Raw genomic sequence first — 18,312 nt, 5'->3', positions numbered from 1 at the left:
TCTAGATCGTCCCTTGCGATTTCATGGCGTCCAGCTCTTGCGGCGAAAGCCCAATCAGCCGCGCGAGAACGAGATCGTTGTGCTCACCGGGCGCAGGCGCCTTTTGCGGCGCCGCCTCGGCCATTTCGGAGAGCTTGATGGGCAGGCCGAACATGCCGAGAAGCTGCCGCCCGATCGGCACCTGAACGATCATGTTGCGGGCGGCGATATGCGGATCCTCGACGACCTCCGCGATGGTCTTGATGGCGCTCAGCGGCACCTTGTCGCCGGCGAGCTCCTCGAGTTCGGCCTTGGTGTAGCGGCTGAACCAACGATCGAGCAGCGGCTTGACCTTCGTTTCGGCGACGACCGGATCGAAGCGCTTCTCCATCGTGTCGATTTCGGGGTCCGTCGCCTTGTCCGGCTCGCCGAAGAGGCCGCAGGTGATCGTCCAGAACTTGTCGGTGTAGCCGCCGAAGAACACATAGCCGTCCTTGCACGGAAACTGTCCGTAGGGACGTACGAAAGGATGATCGTTGCCCAGCGGCGAGGCGATCTCTTTCCTCGCCGTATAACGGACGACGGCGTTCTCGGTCAGCGTCAGGACGGAATCCTGCTGCGAGACGTCGACCACCTGGCCGATCCCGGTCTTGTCGACCTGGCGCAGAGCGGCCAGCGTGCCGATCGCGGCATAGAGCGCCGCCGCGAGATCGCCGATGATCGTGCCGACCCGGACCGGCGGCCGATCCGGATAGCCGTTCATCGACCACAAGCCGCCAGCTGCCTGGCCGGTGTTGTCGTAAGCGGGTTTGGAGGAGTTGGGACCGGTGCGGCCGAAGCCGCTGATCGCGGTATAGATCAGGCGCGGGTTCTCGGCCTTGAGCGCCTCATAGCCGAGCCCGAGCTTGTCCATGGTGCCAGGCCGGAAGTTTTCGACCAGGACATCGGCCTTTCTCACCAGCCGCTTGAGCAGGGCCTTGCCTTCGGGCGACTTGAGATTGACGGTCAGGCCGAGCTTGTTCCGGTTGAACTGGGTGAAGAAGGCGCTGAGCTCGGAACCTTCTTCGCCGACAAAGGGCGGAAAGGTGCGCGCATAGTCCGGGTCTTCCGGATTCTCGATCTTGATCACCGACGCGCCGAGGTCCGCAAGCAGCATCGCGCAGAACGGTCCGGCGACCACGCGCGTAATGTCAAGGACGACGACCCCGGCGAGCGGGCCGCTCCGCACCGGAAAATCGCTATTGGGATCCACTTCACTCACGTCTTGGTTTCCAATGGCCTGATGCCGGACAGCTAAGCGGCGCTGATCATCGCACGCTAGTCGAGGCGACGGGTTCACCGCCATCGAGACGAAGGTTCATACCTTCTCCGCCCGCATTTCCTCGAGCAGTTCCCTTGCGCGATCGACGCGCACGTCGTGGCTGGCGGAGAGCGAGGACGCGACCTTGTCGATCTCGTCGCCGGTCGCCCCGGCCACGATGGCGATGTTGCGCGCGTGCAGCGCCATGTGCCCGCGCTGGATGCCTTCGGTCGCCAGCGCGCGAAGCGCTCCCATGTTCTGGGCAAGGCCGACCGCCACGGCCACCTCGGCCAGGGTCTGCGCGCTTTCCACGCCAAGGATCTTCAGGCAGGCGCGCGCTGCCGGGTGCGTCTTGGTCGCGCCGCCGACGAGTCCCAGCGCCATCGGCATCTCCAGCGTGCCGACGAGATGCCCTTCGGCGTCGAGCTCCCAGGTCGACAGGGACGTGTAGCGCCCGGAACGGGACGCCCACACATGCGCGCCGGCCTCGATGGCCCTCCAGTCGTTGCCCGTGGCCACGACGAGCGGATCGATGCCGTTCATGATCCCCTTGTTGTGCGTGGCGGCGCGATAGGGATCGACGATCGCAAGCGCGCACGCCTCGACGATGCCGCGCGCGATCCGGTCGCCCTTGTATTCCGCGGTCTCAAGCGTCTCGGGGGCGATCCTCACCATGGCGCGCGCGATGCGCAGGTCGGCGAAGTTGGACAGGATGCGCAGCCGCACGACCCCGCCGCTAATGGTTTCGATCATCGGCGCCACCGCTTCGGCCATCGTATTGACGGTGTTGGCGCCCATGGCGTCGCGCACGTCGACGATGAGATGGACCACGACCATCGGTCCGGCCGCCGTCTGATCGAACACATGGACCTCGACGTCGCGGCAGCCGCCGCCCAGCGAGACGAGCACCTTGTCCTTGACGTTGGCCGCCGCGATGATCGCGTCCCGCTCCTTCAGGATGCGCGCCCTGGCGCCATGCGGGTCGCGCAGCTCCAGGACCTGCACCTGAGCCCGCATGATGGGACCGGAACTGGAGGTGAAGAAGCCGCCGCTCTTTCTTGCCAACCGCGCCATGAAGGAAGCGGCCGCCACCACGGAAGGCTCCTCGACGGCCATGGGGACGAGATAGTCCCGCCCGTTCACGGTGAAGTTCGTGGCAACACCGATCGGTAGCTCGAAGGTGCCGATCACGTTCTCGATCATCCCGTCGGCGAGCGTCAGCGGCAGGCCACCCGGCCCGAAGGTCGCGCGCTCCACCTCGGTCAGGGCCACGGCATCGGCGACCCGGGCCAGACGCTGCGTCGGCGCAAGGTTGCGCAGATTTTCAAGCCGCGAATTGACGGAGGGGCGCACCGCGCCCTTCTGGGGATCTGTCACAAGCGCCTCCCACGCAATGTGTCATTTTCTTCTTGCGGCAAGATGGATCATTGTTACCATTCACATAAGGTACAGATTGAAGAAATTGTCTTAATCTGTACCCGCAAGAGGGACTCTGCAGATGGCTGCTTCAGGCGGCAGACAAGGCGCCGTCACCCTGGCGGAAAATGTGGCGGCACGGCTGATCGAGCAGATCCAGTCGGGGGATCGGGTTCCCGGCAGCAAATTGCCCTCGATTCGCAACGCCGCACGTGAATACGCCGTTTCGAAAAATACCGTTGTCGAGGCATATGAACGCCTCGCGGCCGGTGGATACATCCTCTCCAAGCCGCGGTCGGGCTTCCTGGTCGCCAAATCCGCGCAGCCGGGGGCCGGTCGGCCCAAGCATCTGTCGGAAGCGGTCGACATCGTGTCGCTGCTCAATGCTCAGTTGGAAGAGAGCTTCGAAATCAGGGTTGGCGACGGCCGCCCGCCCGCCTCGTGGACCGAGGAGTCCGAAATCCGGCGTCATCTCGGCCTCGTGGGCCGGGGGCCGTCCTCGAGCACGGACGGCTACGGCTCGGCATGGGGCTTCCCGCCGCTGCGGCAGCAGATCGCCAAGCGGCTCGAAAAGCAGCATATCCAGGCTTCCGAAAGGAACATCATCCTCACCTTTGGCGCCAACCACGCGCTCGACCTGGTGATCCGAGCCTTCCTGGCGCCGGGCGACGTCGTCCTGGTCGACGAGCCCGGCTATTACCCGCTGTTTGCAAAACTGAAGCTAGCCCAGGTCCGCGTCATCGGGGTCAGGCGGCTCCCCGACGGACCGGATGCCGAAGACTTTGCGAGCAAGGTCGCCACGGAGCGGCCTAAACTGTTCATCACGCAGTCGATCGGACACAACCCGACTGGGGGCAGCATCAGCCTGTCGGTCGCGCACTCGATCCTCACCATGGCAGCCAAGCACAATATTACGATCGTCGAGGACGATCCGTTCGCCGATCTGTCGCCGACACCGCCCAACAGGCTCGCCACGCTGGACCAGCTCAACCAGGTGATCTCGATCGGCACGTTTTCGAAAACTCTGTCGGCCAGCCTGCGTTCGGGCCACATTGCCGGTCATGCCGACAAGATCGCGGCCCTTGCCGAGCTCAAGATGCTGACGACCGTCAACAGTTCGGGCCATGTCGAGCGGCTGCTGCATCGGGTGGCATCGGAGGGGCATTACGATCGCCATCTGAAGCGCCTCGGCCAGCGGATCGAGGCCGCCGCCAATCGGGTCCATGGCACCCTCGCCCGGTCCGGCCATTCGATCTTCGCCGGGAATGGCGGGGGCTATTATCTCTATCTGATGCTGCCTCCGGGCATCAGCGATATCGAGCTGGCAAGGCTGGGAGCTCAGGAAGGGATATTCATCGCCCCCGGCAGCGTCTTTTGCCTGGACAAGCAGAACCCGATGGCAGCCGGCATCAGGATCAATGTCGCTCGCGCCGACGAGGATCGGTTCTTCGATTTCCTGCTGAGGAAGCTTTCCTAGAGGTCAGCGCCACGCCAAGCGCCTGCCATTGCGGCTTGTTGCGCGAGCGTGCTCGACAGGCCCGAGATCGAGCTTTGAGTTGGCGATCTCGCCTTTCGATGTCGGTCACCTGACGTCCCAGGTTGGTGACGCGCTCGCCGAGTTGAATTTCATTCGCTCAATAGTTTCGGCAAAAGCCTGCCGGGCGCGCACGCCCGGCTGGATGCTCCACCAGGCGCGAAACCAGGACTTTAGTCTCATGCGAGCGCGCATTGGTCCCAATCCAAGTTCTAGGTGAAACATTTGAGCCGCAACGTCATTGCTTGGCGTGTCGCCGATCTCGCCCCTGTCGACGGCTCTGCCGGTCCGTCCCCGGCCTTGGGCAAGGGGCACATCGATGGAGAATACTGAAATGAAGACGATGATCACCAATTCTGTCGCCGGCCTGCTGCTCTTGTCCGGCATCAGCGTCGCCATCGCGGATACGGTGGTTCTGGCACCTGAGCAGGAAACGACCATCCGCGAGTATGTGAAGAAGGAACCCCTTGCTTCCATCAAGTTGCCGGGCGTGGAGCTGAAGGTCGGCAGCACCGTGCCCGAAAAGGTCAAGCTCCATAAGGTGCCAAACGTCAAATACGAGTACACGGTGATCGACAATCGGACCGTGGTTGTCGACCCCGGCACCCATACGATCGTCAAAGTGCTGGACTAAACGGTCTTGTTCTGGCGGGAGCGCCGCTCCGGCGCCCCGTCAGCGCAGGAGGCCGTCCATATCGAAATCTTCCCAGCCTCTAAGGCGGGGTGCTTTGCCGATGCCTTCGTCAGCATGACTTTCGGCCTCACGGCCTTTCTTCTGCGCCCGCTTCAGAGCCGCCTTGGCGGCGGCGCGCCGGCGGTTCGCGGCGGCTGTCGCTGCATCTTCCTCGCGCCAGACGGTGACCAGATCGCGGTCGAGCACATCCTCGATGTGGCGCGGATTGAACACGTGGAAGGTGATCTTCCGAGCGCGGCCGCGCAGTTTGACCGTTCTGGTGCCTGCGCTCTGCAGCCGACCGTCCTTCAGCCAGCGGTGCCGCTCGCCGGGCGAGATGGTCAGGATGTCCTCGGCTTCGCGGGGGATGACAGGCAGGTCCTCAATGTCGCGCATGGCTTTGGACACGATCGCAGCCGCGCTTTCAACATCGGCATCCGAGTCCTCAGGAAGGCGCAAGGTAAGCACCCGGGATTCGATATGAAGCAGCTTCCTCAATGGTGGAGGAAGCCGCGCGCGGATCTCGAGGAAAATGCCCCTCGCCCGCATGGATGATCCGAGCGTCGCCGCGGGAGACAGCGGCCACTCTGCAATTAATGTTGCGGTCGGGTCGACCTTTCGGCGCGCAGGCATTCCAGAAAGATAGGGCGTCCAGACCGGGCATGCTACCCAGAGCCGGGCTCTTGCTTCCGTTGAAGGTCAGCGCTGGCACCGAAGCGAATTGCCGTTGGAACAAAGGCTGACGGGGCGCGTCGGCGGCGCCCTCGATGCTACTCAAGGTTGTCCCTGCCCGCCGCCGGACCCGTAAATGTTTCCGGTCGCGAAGCTTGCATCATCGGCCGCCAACTGGACGTAGATGGACGCGAGCTCCACGGGTTGGCCCGGCCGCTCCAGCGCGGTGGTGCTGCCGAATTTCTTGTACTTCTCCTCCGATGCGCCGCCGCTTATCTGTAGCGGTGTCCAGATTGGCCCAGGCGCTACACCGTTGACGCGAATACCCTTGGATCCGAGCTGCTTCGCCAGAGATTTGACGTAGTTCATCGTCGCGGCCTTGGTCTGGGCATAGTCATAGAGCTCTGGCGAAGGATCGTAAGCCTGCTCCGACGTCGTGCCGATTATGCAGGAACCTGGCTTCAGATGTGGCAGCGCCGCCTTAATGATCCAGAATGGCGCGTAGATGTTGGTCTTCATCGTGGCATCGAAATCCTCGCTCGTGATGTCGAGGATGGAAGGCTTCGCCTGCTGCCTGCCGGCATTGCAGACGACGATATCGAGCCCGCCGAGCTGCTGCACCGCATCCGCCACAAGTTTTTGGCAAAAAGCCTCCTCGCGCAAATCGCCAGGCAGAGCGACACCTGTCCGGCCGGCATCACGAACGAGCTGGATTACCTCCTGCGCATCCGGCTCTTCAGAAGGAAAATAGTTGATCGCGACATCCGCGCCCTCGCGCGCATAAGCTATGGCAGCGGCGCGGCCCATGCCGGAATCGCCCCCGGTGATCAAGGCCTTGCGTCCTGCCAGCCGGCCCGATCCCTTATAGCTGGTCTCTCCATGGTCGGGTTTGGGTTTCATGTCGCGCGCCAGACCGGGCCAGGGCTGGGTCTGGGCTTCGAATGGCGGCTTCGGGTACTTGGAGCGGGGGTCTTGCATCGCGGGTCCATTTTCCAAAGGTTTGATGTTTGTTTGCTGGGCGCTCGCCGGGGCCGCGACTCCAGCCGCTATTCCGACTCCTGCCGCAGCCATGACTTCGCGTCGTGACAATGCGTGTGGGTGGTCCTTGGTCATTCGAATTCTCCGAGCACGTGAAGCGCCCGAACCACACTGCGCGCATTAGGTTCCTTGCTTTCGCTCAGAGAGCCCGCGAAAGGCCTTTTCCGCCATTCACCTAAGAGAGGCCGTCGGCGGTGTCCCACGGCGGTTGGGGAGTGCAGAAGCGTGCCAGAGCACCTGAACTCAGGCGCGCTCTGACCTAACCGTTTCAACTAACAAAGATCCCGCAGGCAAGGGCCGCAACAACTCGCTCTCCGGCCTCGACAGATCGAGCCAAGCCTTCCAATTCTCAGGCTGAAGAACGACCACCTGCCTGTTGTGATACGGCGCGACATCAGGCCCGGGATCGGTCGTGAGCATAGTGAAGGTGGGAGGCTTGTTGCCAGCCGCCTCACGCCAGAGTCCGGCAATGGCCAGGAATGAAGCGCCGTTCAGAGTGAAGCGGTGTTTGGCTTTGGGATATTTCGTGCCCGTGAACTCGAAAAACGCCGACGCCGGCACGAGGCAGCGTTTGCTGTCAGCGAAACGGCGGCCTTCAGATCGGAAATTGAACACCGGTCCTCCCTTGGGTCCCGACGGCGGAAAGCCGAACGTCATCGATGCAAGTTCAACGGCACCGCCGGCTATGCGCATGATCGGAGCGAGATCGTTGATGCGGATGTCGTCAGCTTGGGGAAGATCGAGCTCGGTTTGATGGGACGGGACCTTCAGCGCCAGCAACTCCATCATCCGGCAGTACTCGGCCCAAGCGATATGCTGCTCGTAGTCGTTGCACATCTTGGACTCCGCGGCAGGAACTTGAGGAGCCGGCCCGCTTGTGATGCTGACACAGGATTTGCAGGCCGGGCCGCAAGGCAGGTCAGCTCTGGCTAGCCTGCCTTTTCAAGTTCGGCCGAAAGCCGGTCGGGATCAACCAGACCCCGTCGGAAAAGGCAGAGGATTTTCACCGCAACCTGTTCGCGATCGTCAGTCCGGATTATCTGGTACTTTGCGCAGTGGTCCTTGAGGACTTGTGTGAGGTTTGCCAACTCGGCTGAATCCGCCACGCCGTAAGCGGACATTGCCAACCCGCCGAACCGAGACACTCCAGAACCGCCACCGAACATACCCAGACCCCACTCGATACGGCAAAAGATACACCCAGAAAAAGTCAGCTGCGAGTCAATTTGGCTCAGACTGAGGTCCGATGCGCCGCAGCTTACAATTCCCAGTGCAAGCTTGAGACAAAGTTCGTGTGCTGAACGATTGTCGGTCACCTCGGATTCGCAAAGCATTTGTGTCGCGACCGATACGACCGATGGCAACGCCCATCACTGGTCGGGAACCACGCGGGGAGCCGGCCTTGTTTTAGATCGCCTGCTGCGCACGTTACCACCTTGCGCACCCGGAATACGTCCCCACCCGCCCGTCGGCCTCGGCCGGCGGCCTTTTGCTGATGTGAACGCAAACGCGACTATTCGGGAACTTTGAGAATTCGAAGGACATGGGGCCAGTCCACACGCGTCATCTGGTGCTATTGACGGACTTCGTAAGACCTGCCCATCGGCTCCCCTCAAATTTGATTGCGGGGCGTGCCCGATGCCGCTCACAATAAGCATGCCGCGACTTATCCTGACGCAGACAGCCAATAGAGAAGATCAGTCTTGCGGATGCCGACCAGGAAGGTTCCCCGGCGGGACGCAGAGGAGGTCAAGCGCCGGGAACCCGCGCTGCCGTTTGACGTTGTGTCGGTTCGGCGGAAGCGGCCGGAATTTGACCGCCGCTTGCCAGGCTTGAGGGGAAGAAAACATGGCCGACGATCACAGTGGGAGCACCAGACCAGCAAACGGCAATGATGACATTGAAGATTTGGGAGAGAAGCGGGTATCTACGGGGAGTGAGGGGCTGGACAACATTTTAGGTGGGGGGTTTGACCCCGACCGGATGTATCTTTACGAGGGCCGCCCCGGCACCGGCAAAACCACGATCGCGCTTCAATTTCTGCTCGAGGGTGTACGGCTGGGCGAGCGCGTGCTCTACGTAACCCTGTCCGAAAGCCAACGCGAACTCGCATTGGTGGCCAAACGCCACGGTTGGTCGCTCGATGGCATCGACATTTTCGAGTTGATCCCGCCGGAGACGTCGCTCGATCCCAATCGTGAACTGACCATCTTGCATCCGGCCGAAGTCGAACTCAGCGAGACCACAAACCTGGTGTTCGAAAAGGTTGCCGCCCTTGATCCTTCACGAGTGGTGTTTGACAGCTTGTCGGAGCTGCGTCTGCTCGCTCAGAACTCGCTGCGCTACCGGCGCCAGGTCCTTGCCCTCAAGCATTTTTTTGCGGCACGTCGTTGCACGGTCGTTTTGCTCGATGACCTTTCATCGGCGGACACGGATCTTCAATTGCACTCGATATGCCATGGGGTGATCAATCTGGAGCAACTCGCATTGGGCTACGGTGCGGAACGGCGTCGCATACGGGTTGTCAAGATGCGAGGCATTCAGTTCCGCGGCGGGTATCATGATTTCACGATCGTAAAAGGCGGGCTGAGAATATTCCCTCGACTGATAGCCGCGGAGCACCACAAGGAATTCGTGGTTGAAGCTGCGCCGAGCGGGAATGCCGAACTCGACAAGTTGCTCGGCGGTGGAATCGAGCGGGGTACCAATGCCTTGTTCATCGGCGCCGCCGGCGTCGGAAAATCCTCGCTCGCCTTGACCTTCGCCCTGGCCGCGGCGCAGCGGGGCGAGCATGCCGTGTATTTCGCCTTTGACGAGGGCCGCGGCACGATCGAGGCGCGTGCGCAGACATTGGGAATGCCGCTCGACCGAGCACTGGCGAACGGCACCATCAGGCTGCAGCAGATCGATCCGGCGGAGCTTTCTCCCGGCGAATTCGCCGCCGGCGTGCGAGCAAGCGTCGAGCGGGACAAGGCCAGGGTTGTCGTGATCGACAGCCTGAACGGCTATTTGAACGCGATGCCCGACGAGCGCTTCCTGATCCTGCAGATGCACGAGTTGCTGAGCTATCTCGGACAGCAGGGCGTAACGACCATCCTCATTCTCGCACAGCATGGTCTGGTTGGTCCGATGGATACCCCTCTGGACATCAGCTATCTAAGCGACGCCGTCCTCATGCTGCGCTATTTCGAATTCGGAGGTTCGGTCCGGCGTGCGCTCTCGGTCGTCAAGAAACGCAGCGGTAATCACGAGCATACCATCCGGGAATTTCAACTGACACCGAACGGCATAGCACTAGGTCCGCCCCTCACGCACTTCTCCGGGGTCTTCTCCGGAACACCGACCTATACCAGCGACAAGGAACTGCCGATGGTGCGCGGTGCCGACGAACACGCCTGAAATCGACGGCAGGGCGGTTCTTGTTCTCGCTCCAATCGGGCGGGATGGGCCAGCGACGGTCGAGATTTTGTCGCGCATCGGCATCCCAGCAGTCGTGTGTGCCGATTTTAGCACTTTGATCCAAAGACTCGGCCCACAATGTCTTGCCGTAATAGCCGCCGAAGAAGGTCTGTACGGCCGCGACCTCGGCGAATTGATCCGTTGGACAACAGACCAGCCGGTCTGGTCGGATCTTCCTTTCATCATTCTCACCAGCCACCTAACGCACCAGAGGGCCACGGCGTGGCGAGCCGAGCTGGTATCGTCGCTCGGAAATGTCACGCTGCTGGAGCGGCCGGTCGAGTCCATCACGCTTACGAGTTCGACCCGGGCAGCACTGCGTGGTCGCCAGCGCCAATACGAACTCAGAGAGTTGCTAAGCGAACTGGAGCACGGAAATGAGCGCTTCCGGCTGATCGTGGAGAATGCCAGAGACTATGCAATCATTCTAAGTGACCCGGACGATATCATCATCGACTGGCTTCCCGGCGCCGCCGCCGTTTTTGGTTGGAGCGCAGACGAAATGCTGGGAAAGCCGACCTCCTCGATCTTCACACCTGAAGATCAGGCACACGGTGTACCCAGACAGGAACTCAGCCGGGCGCGCGCTGAGGGTGTCGCTCCAAATGTCCGTTGGCACGAGACTAAGGACGGGCGTCGGGTTTTTCTCGACGGCCAGACCGTGGCACTTCGCAACGATGACGGAACAATTCGCGGCTTCATGAAGATCGGCAAGGACATAACCGAGCGCAAGCGCAACGAAGAGCGCCAGGCGGTCCTTACGGCTGAGTTGCAGCATCGCGTTCGCAATGTTCTTGCAACGGTCGCTTCGCTCGTCAGAAGGGGCGATACGACGGGCACGACTCAGGAATTTCGTGAACGGCTGAGTGGCCGAATTGCCGCCATGGCACGCACCCAGACTCTGCTTACACGAGGAGCCGGAGAAGGTGTTGACCTGGACAGCATCGTGCGCGACGAACTCCTGGCCCAAGCAGCCGATCCTTCGCGAGTTTCAGTCGATGGGCCTTCCATCATACTGATGCCAAAGGCGGCTGAAGTTCTAACACTGGCAATTCACGAATTGACAACAAACGCCGCCAAGTACGGCGCCATTGGAGCGCCGGAGGGCAAAGTCAATGTCCATTGGGCACACAAGCCGCAGGAAGGTCAGGACTGGCTGGAACTGACATGGCAAGAGAGCGGCGTCGAAACATCACCGGGTCGCCAGATGCGCAAAGGATTTGGGACCGAGCTAATCACCCGCCGCGTCCCGTTCGAGCTTAAGGGTTCCGGCCAGATGCAGCTTACCGAAAGCGGGCTTTTATGCCGAATTTCTTTTCCTCTGCAGCCGAGCGAAAGCGTGCTGCAGACCGACGTGCCCGCGGAGCACGGCGAGAAAAACAGGAGAGGTTCATGAGCTTCGACCTGCACGGCCGAGCAGTGTTGGTGGTCGAGGACGACTTTTACCTTGCCGACGACACTGGACAGATGCTCGAAAAGGCCGGGGCCGAAGTTCTGGGTCCTGTCAGCGCGGCCGAGGATGCTCTTTCGCTGCTGGAGCTTCAGAGGCCGGACTATGCCGTGGTGGACGTTAACCTCGGCGCTGGTCCCAGCTTCGCGCTGGCCTCCGCCCTTCAGGCGCGGGGAATACCTTTTGTCTTCCTTACCGGCTATGACTCCGACATCATACCGGCCAAGTTCAGGAGCGTCCCCTGTCTGCAAAAGCCGGTCGATCCTGAGAAAGTGCTGGTCGCGCTTTCAACTCTCGAAGTTGGTGGACGGAATCTCCCCTCAAGATAGGCGATGACACGGATCGCAACGTTCAACGTCAACGGTGTCAACGGCCGCCTGCCCGTTCTCCTGAAGTGGCTTGGCGAGACCCATTATGACGTGGTCTCCCTTCAGGAGTTGAAAACGTCCGACGACAAATTTCCGGTCGAGGCCATCCGAGGAGCAGGCTATGGAGCTGTCTGGCACGGCCAGAAATCCTACAACGGCGTAGCTATACTGGCGCGCGTGGGAAGGATCCAGTCGAGCGCCGCCGCGGCTTGCCGGGAGATCCCGACGATACGCACAGCCGCTATCTGGAGGCGGAGATCGACAACCTTGTTATCGGCTGCATCTATCTACCCAATGGCAATCCGGCACCGGGACCCAAGTTTGATTACAAACTTCGCTGGTTCGAACGTCTCCTGACCTACAGCAAATCGCTCATAGGCGAGCGCACGGTCCTCTGTGGCGATTACAATGTCGTCCCCGCTGAAATGGACGCCGTAGTGCCTGCGCGCTGGCTGGGCGATGCCGTCTTCTTCCCGGAAAGCAGGAACGCCTACGCTCGCATGCTGGGTCTGGGATGGGTAGACGCGATGCGCCGGATCTACCCGGGCAAGGGCATCTACACCTATTGGAATTTCTCCTATCGCGGAGGGTACGACCGAAGCTCCGGCCTGCGCATGGACCACTTGCTTGTAAGCCCATCGCTCGCGCAAACGATTGAAGCTGCAGGTGTCGATGTCGAGACCCGTGGGTGGGAAAAGCCCAGCGATCATGCACCCGCCTGGATCGAAGTGCGGGGGTAAAGCCGCTCACGCCTGAAATGCAGTCTTGCTGCGGAACTTCGCCTGCGTCATCCGGCGGCCACCGACGGACAGATCACCGACCCGTTATCTCGAAGAACCGCCGGCGGTCACTACGACCTTCTCGACGCGGCCGTTGCCATGAGGTGGAAGACTTCCTCGCCATCGGTCGGGAACGGCGGCCAGGTGCGTATTGATTTGAACGAGAGGTCCGCAAACGGGTTCTTCTGTTCCGGAAAGCCAAGATAGCGGTAATAGTCGCCATACAGCGTCCGGAGGTTTCGCATGTTGCGGTTGCCGGTCGACGCCGACCGGTCGCCCGGCCCCGGCGCGGACATTCAAAGGCTTACGGGAGAAGCCGATGGTACCGTTGGCTGGGCTCGAACCAGCGACCCCCAGATCCACAATCTGGTGCTCTAACCAACTGAGCTACAACGGCACGCGTGCCTGAGCTGGATCGAAGTGAAGCGTCTTTCTCCGTGATCCGCCCTGTCGTTCGGCGATGCGTCCAATACGGGCTATCGGATTCTAATTCAAGGGCCTTGATAAGGCAAAGACGCGTTTCCTCATCCGCCTTTCGTCAAGGCAAAAGAAAAGGCCGGCGGGAGGAGGTGCCGGCCTTTTCCTGTTACGAGCCAGCGGGAGGAGGTGCTGGCTGGTCACCCCGGAGACGGAGGGAGGAGGTTCCATCCCCGGGTATCTGTTATTCAACCCTATCGCACGACCATTTGTCTGACGAAATGCGACGTTTTGATGCATCGCAGGGTTGTACACGGAAATCAGGCAGCCTTGGCGTCCTTCATCGCCTTCTCGAAGGCGGTCTTGACCGGCTTGGAGACATCCTCGACCGCCTTGGTGGCGACGGTCTGGAACTCCTTGGCCTGTTCGACGGCCATTTCGACACGCTTGCGCAGGAACGCGGTCTGCAGTTCGACGACTTCCGAAAGGGTCTTGGCTCCGACCAGGGCTTCGAGGTGCGAGAAGCTGGCCTCGGCATTGGCGCGCAGCGCGGCGATGGCCTTCAGCGAAACGTCGCTGGAAACGGTCTTGGCGGTCTCGTAGGTCGACTCCAGGACCTTCTGGGTCTCCTCAGCACCGGTCTTCAGCTTGGCGTAGGCTTCCTTCGACTGCTCGACGCCCTTCTCGGCGAAGGCGCGGATCTGGTCGGTGGCCTTGGAAGCGTCGAAGCTGGGGAATTCGACGTTTTCGATGGTCTCTGCGGCAGTCTTGGCAGTGGTCTTGGACATTTTCCAACCTTTTTGGGGTAGCGGCTTTGACAGAAAGCCGTCTCGTTCATGTATGATGGCAATATACAGGATTTTTTGTGCATTGCAACATCTTTGTTGCACCGCACCATAAAATCTTCCCATACGTCAGCCATTGGGCGCGCCATCCCTTGGGCCGTTAACCAAGAGCCCAGAGATTTCGACCGATGCAAGCCTAGGCTTGTGGACCTCGGGGCCATGGGCTTTTATTAACAAAGCGTTAACTGAAATGCCCGCTCCGGAGGGTCGGCCAGCGCATGCCGCCTGAAAACTACTCTTTCCTCGACGTCGCCGTGCTCGATGCGGTGCGCCAGCGCTTTGCCGCAGGCGATGCCTTGGCCATTCTGTCGACCGACCTCGAACAGGTGATCTGGGCGAATGGTCCGGGAGCGTCGGTGTTCGGTTATCCGGATATCGAAGCCATCATCGGCGCCTCGGCGCAGCTGCCGCTGATCGCCCGGCGGCAGATCATGGCGACCAGCGGTTTTCCGGATATCGGCAGCGACCGCGCCATCACGGTGAGGCTCGCCACCGGCATGGCGAGCCGCGCCGTCGGCTTCCTGGCCAGCGCCGTGACGATGCCGGATGGCGAGAAGGCAATCCTGCTCGCGGTACCGGCGGCGCAGACCAGCTCACGCAGCGCCGGCGAGATCGCCGGCCGCGCCATAGGCGGTTTTACCGAGGCCGGGCATTTCATCGCCTTCGTCGATGCGCAAGGCGGTGTCGAAGCAGCCTCTGACGGCTTCGCGGCGCTCGGCATCGAGCCGCGGACATTGGCGGCCTTGGTCGCCGATGTGGCAAGCAGCGGCGACCGTGTCGTCAAGCGCCTGGTGCCCGGCGCCGATACCTCCTATCCGGCCGGCTTCGCGCGGCTCACGGACACCCGCCATCTGCTGGTTGTGATCGATGAGGATCAGCTCGGCGGCGACGACAGCGACCAAGAGGATCGATCGGCTGCCGGCCAGCGCGATCAGAGCAGCGATGAACGGGCCGCGGCGCCAGAGACCGTTAGCGCAACGCCGTCAGATGAAAGCCCGGCAATCGAGCCCGCGCTCCAGTCCGCTCCGGACAAGCCGCTGCCGGCCGCGGCGGCCGGCGAAGAGACCGAGCCGGCCCCAGACGATACCAATGGCGATGCGCGACCCGACACCGACAGCCGGACCTTCGTCGGCCAGCAGCCCACCGCCGATCATCAGGCCGGCGCCGCCGGGTCCAGCCGGGAGCCCGCCGATGCCGGCGCCGGCCAGCACGACCATTGGTACTTCAATGCCGGCAACGAGGATGCCGGGCATGCTCGCCCGGCGACGCCGGCTACGGACGCGCCGGCGAAGGACGCGCCGGCCGAAGACCAGGGACAGGATGGCGGCGAAACCACGACATCAGCCCATCCGCCCCGCGACATCGACCGCTCCGCGCCGCCGCTGCGCTTCGTCTGGCGCACCGACGCCGAAGGCAGGTTCAGCGCGCTGTCGCCCGAATTCGCCAACATCGTCGGTCAGCCCGCGGCCGATGTGATCGGCCGCCGCTTCAGGGATGTCGCCGCCACGTTCGGTCTCGATGCCTCGGGTGAGATCGCCGGCCTGCTCGACCGGCGCGATACATGGTCCGGCCGCTCGGTGCTGTGGCCGGTGTCGGGAACCGGTTTGAAGATCCCCGTCGATCTGGCGGCGCTGCCCGTCTACGGCCGCAGCCGCGCCTTCGAAGGTTTTCGCGGTTTCGGCGTCGCGCGCGTGGCCGACGCCGTGGTCGATCCCGAAGCGCTTGGCATGGCCCTGGTGCCGAATGCCGCCCCGACCGAGGCCACTTCCGGCGGTAGCGAACCGTCGGTCGGGCAACCGGCTGCGGAGCAGACGCCGCCGGAACAGCCAAAGCCCGAGGATCCGTTCCGGGGCGAAGTGCCGGCGCTGACCATCGTGCCGAAGCCGGAGCGCCGCTTCGCCGACAAGGTGATCAGGCTGGCCGAGCATCGCCAGCCGGCGAACGACAAGCAGCCGGGAAGCGACGCGCCGGCAAATCAACGGAGCCTGTCGATCCTCGAGCGCAGCGCCTTCCGCGAGATCGGCGAGCGGCTGCGCAGGGACAGTTCCGCCGAGGAACGCACCCCCGAAGCCGACAAGCAGCCCAATGCGGCCGCCATCGGTAAGGCAAGGGCGAAGGAACCGGCCGACGAAGCGAGGACCGACACAAACCAGCCGCCTGCGCCCGGCACGGCGGAGCGCGACGATTCCACTCGGGAAGCGAGCCCGGCATTCGCGCCGGAAGCCTTGGAAGCCGATGACGCGAAGGCCGATGCGGGGGCCACTGAGGCGCAGACCGAGGCCGAAGACCAGGAAGACCTGGCGAGGCTCGACGGCATCGATGGCGCCGCCGGGACGGACGATACCGGCCAAGCCGGGACGCCGGCCGCTTCCGGCTCGCTGCTCAACTATGGCGATGAGGACAAACCTGTCGGGGTAATCGGGCGCGCGCCGGTTTCCCAGCCCGAACAGGCGGAGGACGCCGAACATGCTACGGCGCAGCCGATCGCGGCCGGGCAGTCCGCACCGCCGGCGGCGGCCGACGACGACAGCATGACCGCCGACGATTTCCGCGATGCGCAGGACAATGAGGATTGGGCAGGCTCCGACGCGGATGCCGCCGAAGAGCAGCCGGAAGCGGCCGTGCCGGCGCGGCCGCGCCTCGACGTGCCGCCGCTCAAACTGTCGGGTTTCGTGCCATCGGCCTTTTCGACCGGAGAAGAAGCCAAGGCACCCGACACATCCATCCTCGCCAGGCTGCCGGTGCCGCTGCTCATCCATTCTGGCGACGTGCTGCACTATGCCAACGATGCCTTCCTCGAATTGACCGGCTACGACGCGCTGGACGACCTCGCGGATGCGGGGGGCCTGGGCGCGCTCTTCGCCGATCCCTATGCCGAGGACACCGCGGCAGATGAAAGCGACCACTCGCTGAAGCTCAAGACCCGCAACGGCCAGGAATTTCCCATCGACGCGCTGCTGCGCTCGGTGCCGTGGCGCGGCGGCAAGGCGCTGATGCTGGTGGTGCGGCGTTCCGGCGAGGACGACGCGGCCGCGCATTTCACCGCCGCCAATGACGAACCGGCGCTGCAGCCGGATGTGCCGGAACTGAAATCGCGCATCGCCGAAATGCGCACCATCATCGACACCGCCACCGACGGCGTCGTGCTGATCGGCCGCGACGGCAACATCCGCTCGATCAGCCGGCCCGCGGAAGCGCTGTTCGGTTTCGACAGCGACGAGGTGGCCGGCAAGCCCTTCGCCTCGCTGTTTGCCATAGAAAGCCAGCGCGCGGCGCGCGACTATCTCGCCGGCCTTTCGGAGCCGGGCGTCGCGAGCGTCTTGAACGACGGCCGCGAGGTCATCGGGCGCGAGGCGCAAGGGCGCTTCATCCCGCTGTTCATGACCATCGGCAGGCTGCCCAACGACAGCGGCTTCTGCGCCGTAGTGCGCGACATCACGCAATGGAAGCGGGCCGAGGAAGACCTGACGCAGGCGCGCGCGGTGGCCGAGCGCGCCTCCTCGCAGAAGACGGATTTCCTGGCCCGCATCAGCCACGAGATCCGGACGCCGCTCAACGCCATCATCGGCTTTTCCGAGCTGATGGTGGACGAGAAATTCGGCCCGATCACCAACGACCGCTATCGCGACTACCTGCGCGACATCAACCGGTCAGGCAACCATGTGCTCGACCTCGTCAACGACCTCCTCGACATCTCGAAGATCGAGGCCGGCCAGCAGGAGATGGATTACGAAGCGGTGTCGCTCAACGACACGCTGGCTGAGACGGTGGCGATGATGCAGCCGCAGGCTAATCGCGAACGCGTCATCATCCGCTCCAGCTTCGCCTCGCGGCTGCCGGAAGTTGTGGCCGATCTCAGGAGCGTGCGCCAGATCGCCCTCAACATCCTGTCGAACGCCATCCGCTACACCCAGGCCGGCGGCCAGGTGATCGTCTCGACCGCTTACGAGGCCTCGGGCGATGTCGTCATGCGCGTGCGCGACACCGGCATCGGCATGACCCAGGCCGAGATCGAGCAGGCGCTGAAGCCGTTCAAGCAGATCAATGCGCTGAAGCGCGGACGCGGCGACGGCACCGGCCTCGGCCTGCCGCTCACCAAGGCCATGGTGGAGGCGAACCGCGCCCGCTTCGCCATCACCTCGACGCCCGGCGAAGGAACCCTGGTCGAGGTCGCCTTCCCCTCGACCCGCGTGCTTGCCGAATAGATCGTCCTGGGCCAGTTTCTGCCAAAGAAAAAAGGCGTCCTGGAGGACGCCTTGAGAAATGGGATGCTGTCACAACGGGGGCTTGAGCTGAACCTCAGGGGACGAGGAACGGGATTTCTCCCTCAAGTTACACGCGACTATCGGGGTCGTCCCTTAACAAGTCCTTACCGGGGCCCA

Annotated in this window: 14 protein-coding genes, 1 tRNA gene and 1 pseudogene; 7 read left to right on the top strand and 9 right to left on the bottom strand. The window is 62.7% G+C overall.

Features of this window, described 5'->3' with window-relative positions:
• Position 1: 1 nt before the first annotated feature.
• Positions 2-1,240: a CaiB/BaiF CoA transferase family protein gene (locus tag MJ8_RS06000; RefSeq protein WP_201413528.1), complete on the bottom strand. Its 1,239-nt coding sequence runs from the start codon at positions 1,238-1,240 to the stop codon at positions 2-4.
• Positions 1,241-1,336: 96 nt separating this feature from the next.
• Positions 1,337-2,656, bottom strand: a complete 1,320-nt coding sequence (locus MJ8_RS05995; protein ID WP_201413527.1) for a hydroxymethylglutaryl-CoA reductase, degradative — start codon at positions 2,654-2,656, stop codon at positions 1,337-1,339.
• Between the two features lie 121 nt (positions 2,657-2,777).
• On the opposite strand from MJ8_RS05995, the gene MJ8_RS05990 reads away from it, so the two are divergent.
• Both MJ8_RS05990 and MJ8_RS05985 read left to right on the top strand, forming a co-directional pair.
• The gene (locus MJ8_RS05990) at positions 2,778-4,172 is read left to right on the top strand and encodes a PLP-dependent aminotransferase family protein (RefSeq protein ID WP_201413526.1); all 1,395 of its coding nucleotides are present in this window, start codon (positions 2,778-2,780) and stop codon (positions 4,170-4,172) included.
• Between the two features lie 376 nt (positions 4,173-4,548).
• The gene (locus MJ8_RS05985; RefSeq protein ID WP_412177094.1) at positions 4,549-4,863 is read left to right on the top strand and encodes a DUF1236 domain-containing protein; all 315 of its coding nucleotides are present in this window, start codon (positions 4,549-4,551) and stop codon (positions 4,861-4,863) included.
• A gap of 39 nt (positions 4,864-4,902) precedes the next feature.
• Here MJ8_RS05985 and MJ8_RS05980 read toward each other — a convergent pair whose 3' ends face one another.
• The 4 genes from MJ8_RS05980 to MJ8_RS05965 all read right to left on the bottom strand — a co-directional run bounded on the left by MJ8_RS05980 (position 4,903) and on the right by MJ8_RS05965 (position 7,928).
• Positions 4,903-5,535 carry a hypothetical protein gene (locus tag MJ8_RS05980; protein WP_201413525.1) on the bottom strand — a complete coding sequence of 211 codons (633 nt, stop codon included), beginning with the start codon at positions 5,533-5,535 and terminating at the stop codon, positions 4,903-4,905.
• Between the two features lie 141 nt (positions 5,536-5,676).
• Complete coding sequence (locus tag MJ8_RS05975) at positions 5,677-6,552, bottom strand: SDR family oxidoreductase (RefSeq protein WP_225248285.1); 876 nt, start codon at positions 6,550-6,552, stop codon at positions 5,677-5,679.
• Between the two features lie 303 nt (positions 6,553-6,855).
• Entirely contained in the window at positions 6,856-7,449 is a 594-nt protein-coding gene (locus MJ8_RS05970) for an SOS response-associated peptidase (protein ID WP_201413523.1), read from the bottom strand.
• A gap of 92 nt (positions 7,450-7,541) precedes the next feature.
• Positions 7,542-7,928, bottom strand: a complete 387-nt coding sequence (locus tag MJ8_RS05965; RefSeq protein WP_201413522.1) for a hypothetical protein — start codon at positions 7,926-7,928, stop codon at positions 7,542-7,544.
• A gap of 532 nt (positions 7,929-8,460) precedes the next feature.
• On the opposite strand from MJ8_RS05965, the gene MJ8_RS05960 reads away from it, so the two are divergent.
• The 4 genes and pseudogenes from MJ8_RS05960 (at position 8,461) to xth (ending at position 12,629) form a co-directional block, all read left to right on the top strand.
• Entirely contained in the window at positions 8,461-10,011 is a 1,551-nt protein-coding gene (locus MJ8_RS05960) for an ATPase domain-containing protein (RefSeq protein ID WP_201413521.1), read from the top strand.
• Positions 9,992-11,467 (top strand): sensor histidine kinase, encoded by a 1,476-nt coding sequence (locus MJ8_RS05955; protein WP_201413520.1) that lies wholly within the window; start codon positions 9,992-9,994, stop codon positions 11,465-11,467. Before MJ8_RS05960 ends, MJ8_RS05955 begins: the two co-directional genes overlap by 20 nt.
• Entirely contained in the window at positions 11,464-11,850 is a 387-nt protein-coding gene (locus MJ8_RS05950; protein ID WP_201413519.1) for a response regulator, read from the top strand. Before MJ8_RS05955 ends, MJ8_RS05950 begins: the two co-directional genes overlap by 4 nt.
• Positions 11,851-11,853: 3 nt before the next feature.
• Positions 11,854-12,629, top strand: a pseudogene (gene xth, locus MJ8_RS05945) (exodeoxyribonuclease III).
• A 110-nt stretch (positions 12,630-12,739) separates the two neighbouring features.
• On the opposite strand, the gene MJ8_RS05940 reads toward xth, so the two are convergent.
• The 3 genes from MJ8_RS05940 to MJ8_RS05930 all read right to left on the bottom strand — a co-directional run bounded on the left by MJ8_RS05940 (position 12,740) and on the right by MJ8_RS05930 (position 13,873).
• Complete coding sequence (locus MJ8_RS05940) at positions 12,740-12,964, bottom strand: hypothetical protein (RefSeq protein ID WP_201413518.1); 225 nt, start codon at positions 12,962-12,964, stop codon at positions 12,740-12,742.
• Positions 12,965-12,988: 24 nt separating this feature from the next.
• Positions 12,989-13,065: transfer RNA gene (locus tag MJ8_RS05935), tRNA-His, on the bottom strand.
• A 340-nt stretch (positions 13,066-13,405) separates the two neighbouring features.
• Positions 13,406-13,873 carry a phasin gene (locus MJ8_RS05930; protein WP_201413517.1) on the bottom strand — a complete coding sequence of 156 codons (468 nt, stop codon included), beginning with the start codon at positions 13,871-13,873 and terminating at the stop codon, positions 13,406-13,408.
• A 275-nt stretch (positions 13,874-14,148) separates the two neighbouring features.
• Here MJ8_RS05930 and MJ8_RS05925 point away from each other — a divergent pair, with 275 nt between their 5' ends.
• The gene (locus MJ8_RS05925; protein ID WP_201413516.1) at positions 14,149-18,135 is read left to right on the top strand and encodes a PAS domain S-box protein; all 3,987 of its coding nucleotides are present in this window, start codon (positions 14,149-14,151) and stop codon (positions 18,133-18,135) included.
• The last annotated feature ends 177 nt before the right edge of the window (positions 18,136-18,312 follow it).

The sequence above is a fragment of the Mesorhizobium sp. J8 genome, from assembly GCF_016591715.1.
In the GTDB taxonomy this organism is placed as follows: domain Bacteria; phylum Pseudomonadota; class Alphaproteobacteria; order Rhizobiales; family Rhizobiaceae; genus Mesorhizobium.
The sequence above is the reverse complement of the archived record's forward strand: the minus strand, read 5'-3'. Positions and strand labels throughout refer to the sequence as shown.

Bases quoted from the DNA above. Each gene is read 5' to 3' on its own strand.
- MJ8_RS05970 (WP_201413523.1), bottom strand. From the start codon at position 7,449: ATGTGCAACGACTACGAGCAGCATATCGCTTGGGCCGAGTACTGCCGG.
- MJ8_RS05950 (WP_201413519.1), top strand. From the start codon at position 11,464: ATGAGCTTCGACCTGCACGGCCGAGCAGTGTTGGTGGTCGAGGACGAC.
- MJ8_RS05990 (WP_201413526.1), top strand. From the start codon at position 2,778: ATGGCTGCTTCAGGCGGCAGACAAGGCGCCGTCACCCTGGCGGAAAAT.
- MJ8_RS05980 (WP_201413525.1), bottom strand. From the start codon at position 5,535: ATGCCTGCGCGCCGAAAGGTCGACCCGACCGCAACATTAATTGCAGAG.
- MJ8_RS05930 (WP_201413517.1), bottom strand. From the start codon at position 13,873: ATGTCCAAGACCACTGCCAAGACTGCCGCAGAGACCATCGAAAACGTC.
- MJ8_RS05940 (WP_201413518.1), bottom strand. From the start codon at position 12,964: ATGTCCGCGCCGGGGCCGGGCGACCGGTCGGCGTCGACCGGCAACCGC.
- MJ8_RS05985 (WP_412177094.1), top strand. From the start codon at position 4,549: ATGGAGAATACTGAAATGAAGACGATGATCACCAATTCTGTCGCCGGC.
- MJ8_RS05925 (WP_201413516.1), top strand. From the start codon at position 14,149: ATGCCGCCTGAAAACTACTCTTTCCTCGACGTCGCCGTGCTCGATGCG.
- MJ8_RS05975 (WP_225248285.1), bottom strand. From the start codon at position 6,552: ATGCAAGACCCCCGCTCCAAGTACCCGAAGCCGCCATTCGAAGCCCAG.
- MJ8_RS05960 (WP_201413521.1), top strand. From the start codon at position 8,461: ATGGCCGACGATCACAGTGGGAGCACCAGACCAGCAAACGGCAATGAT.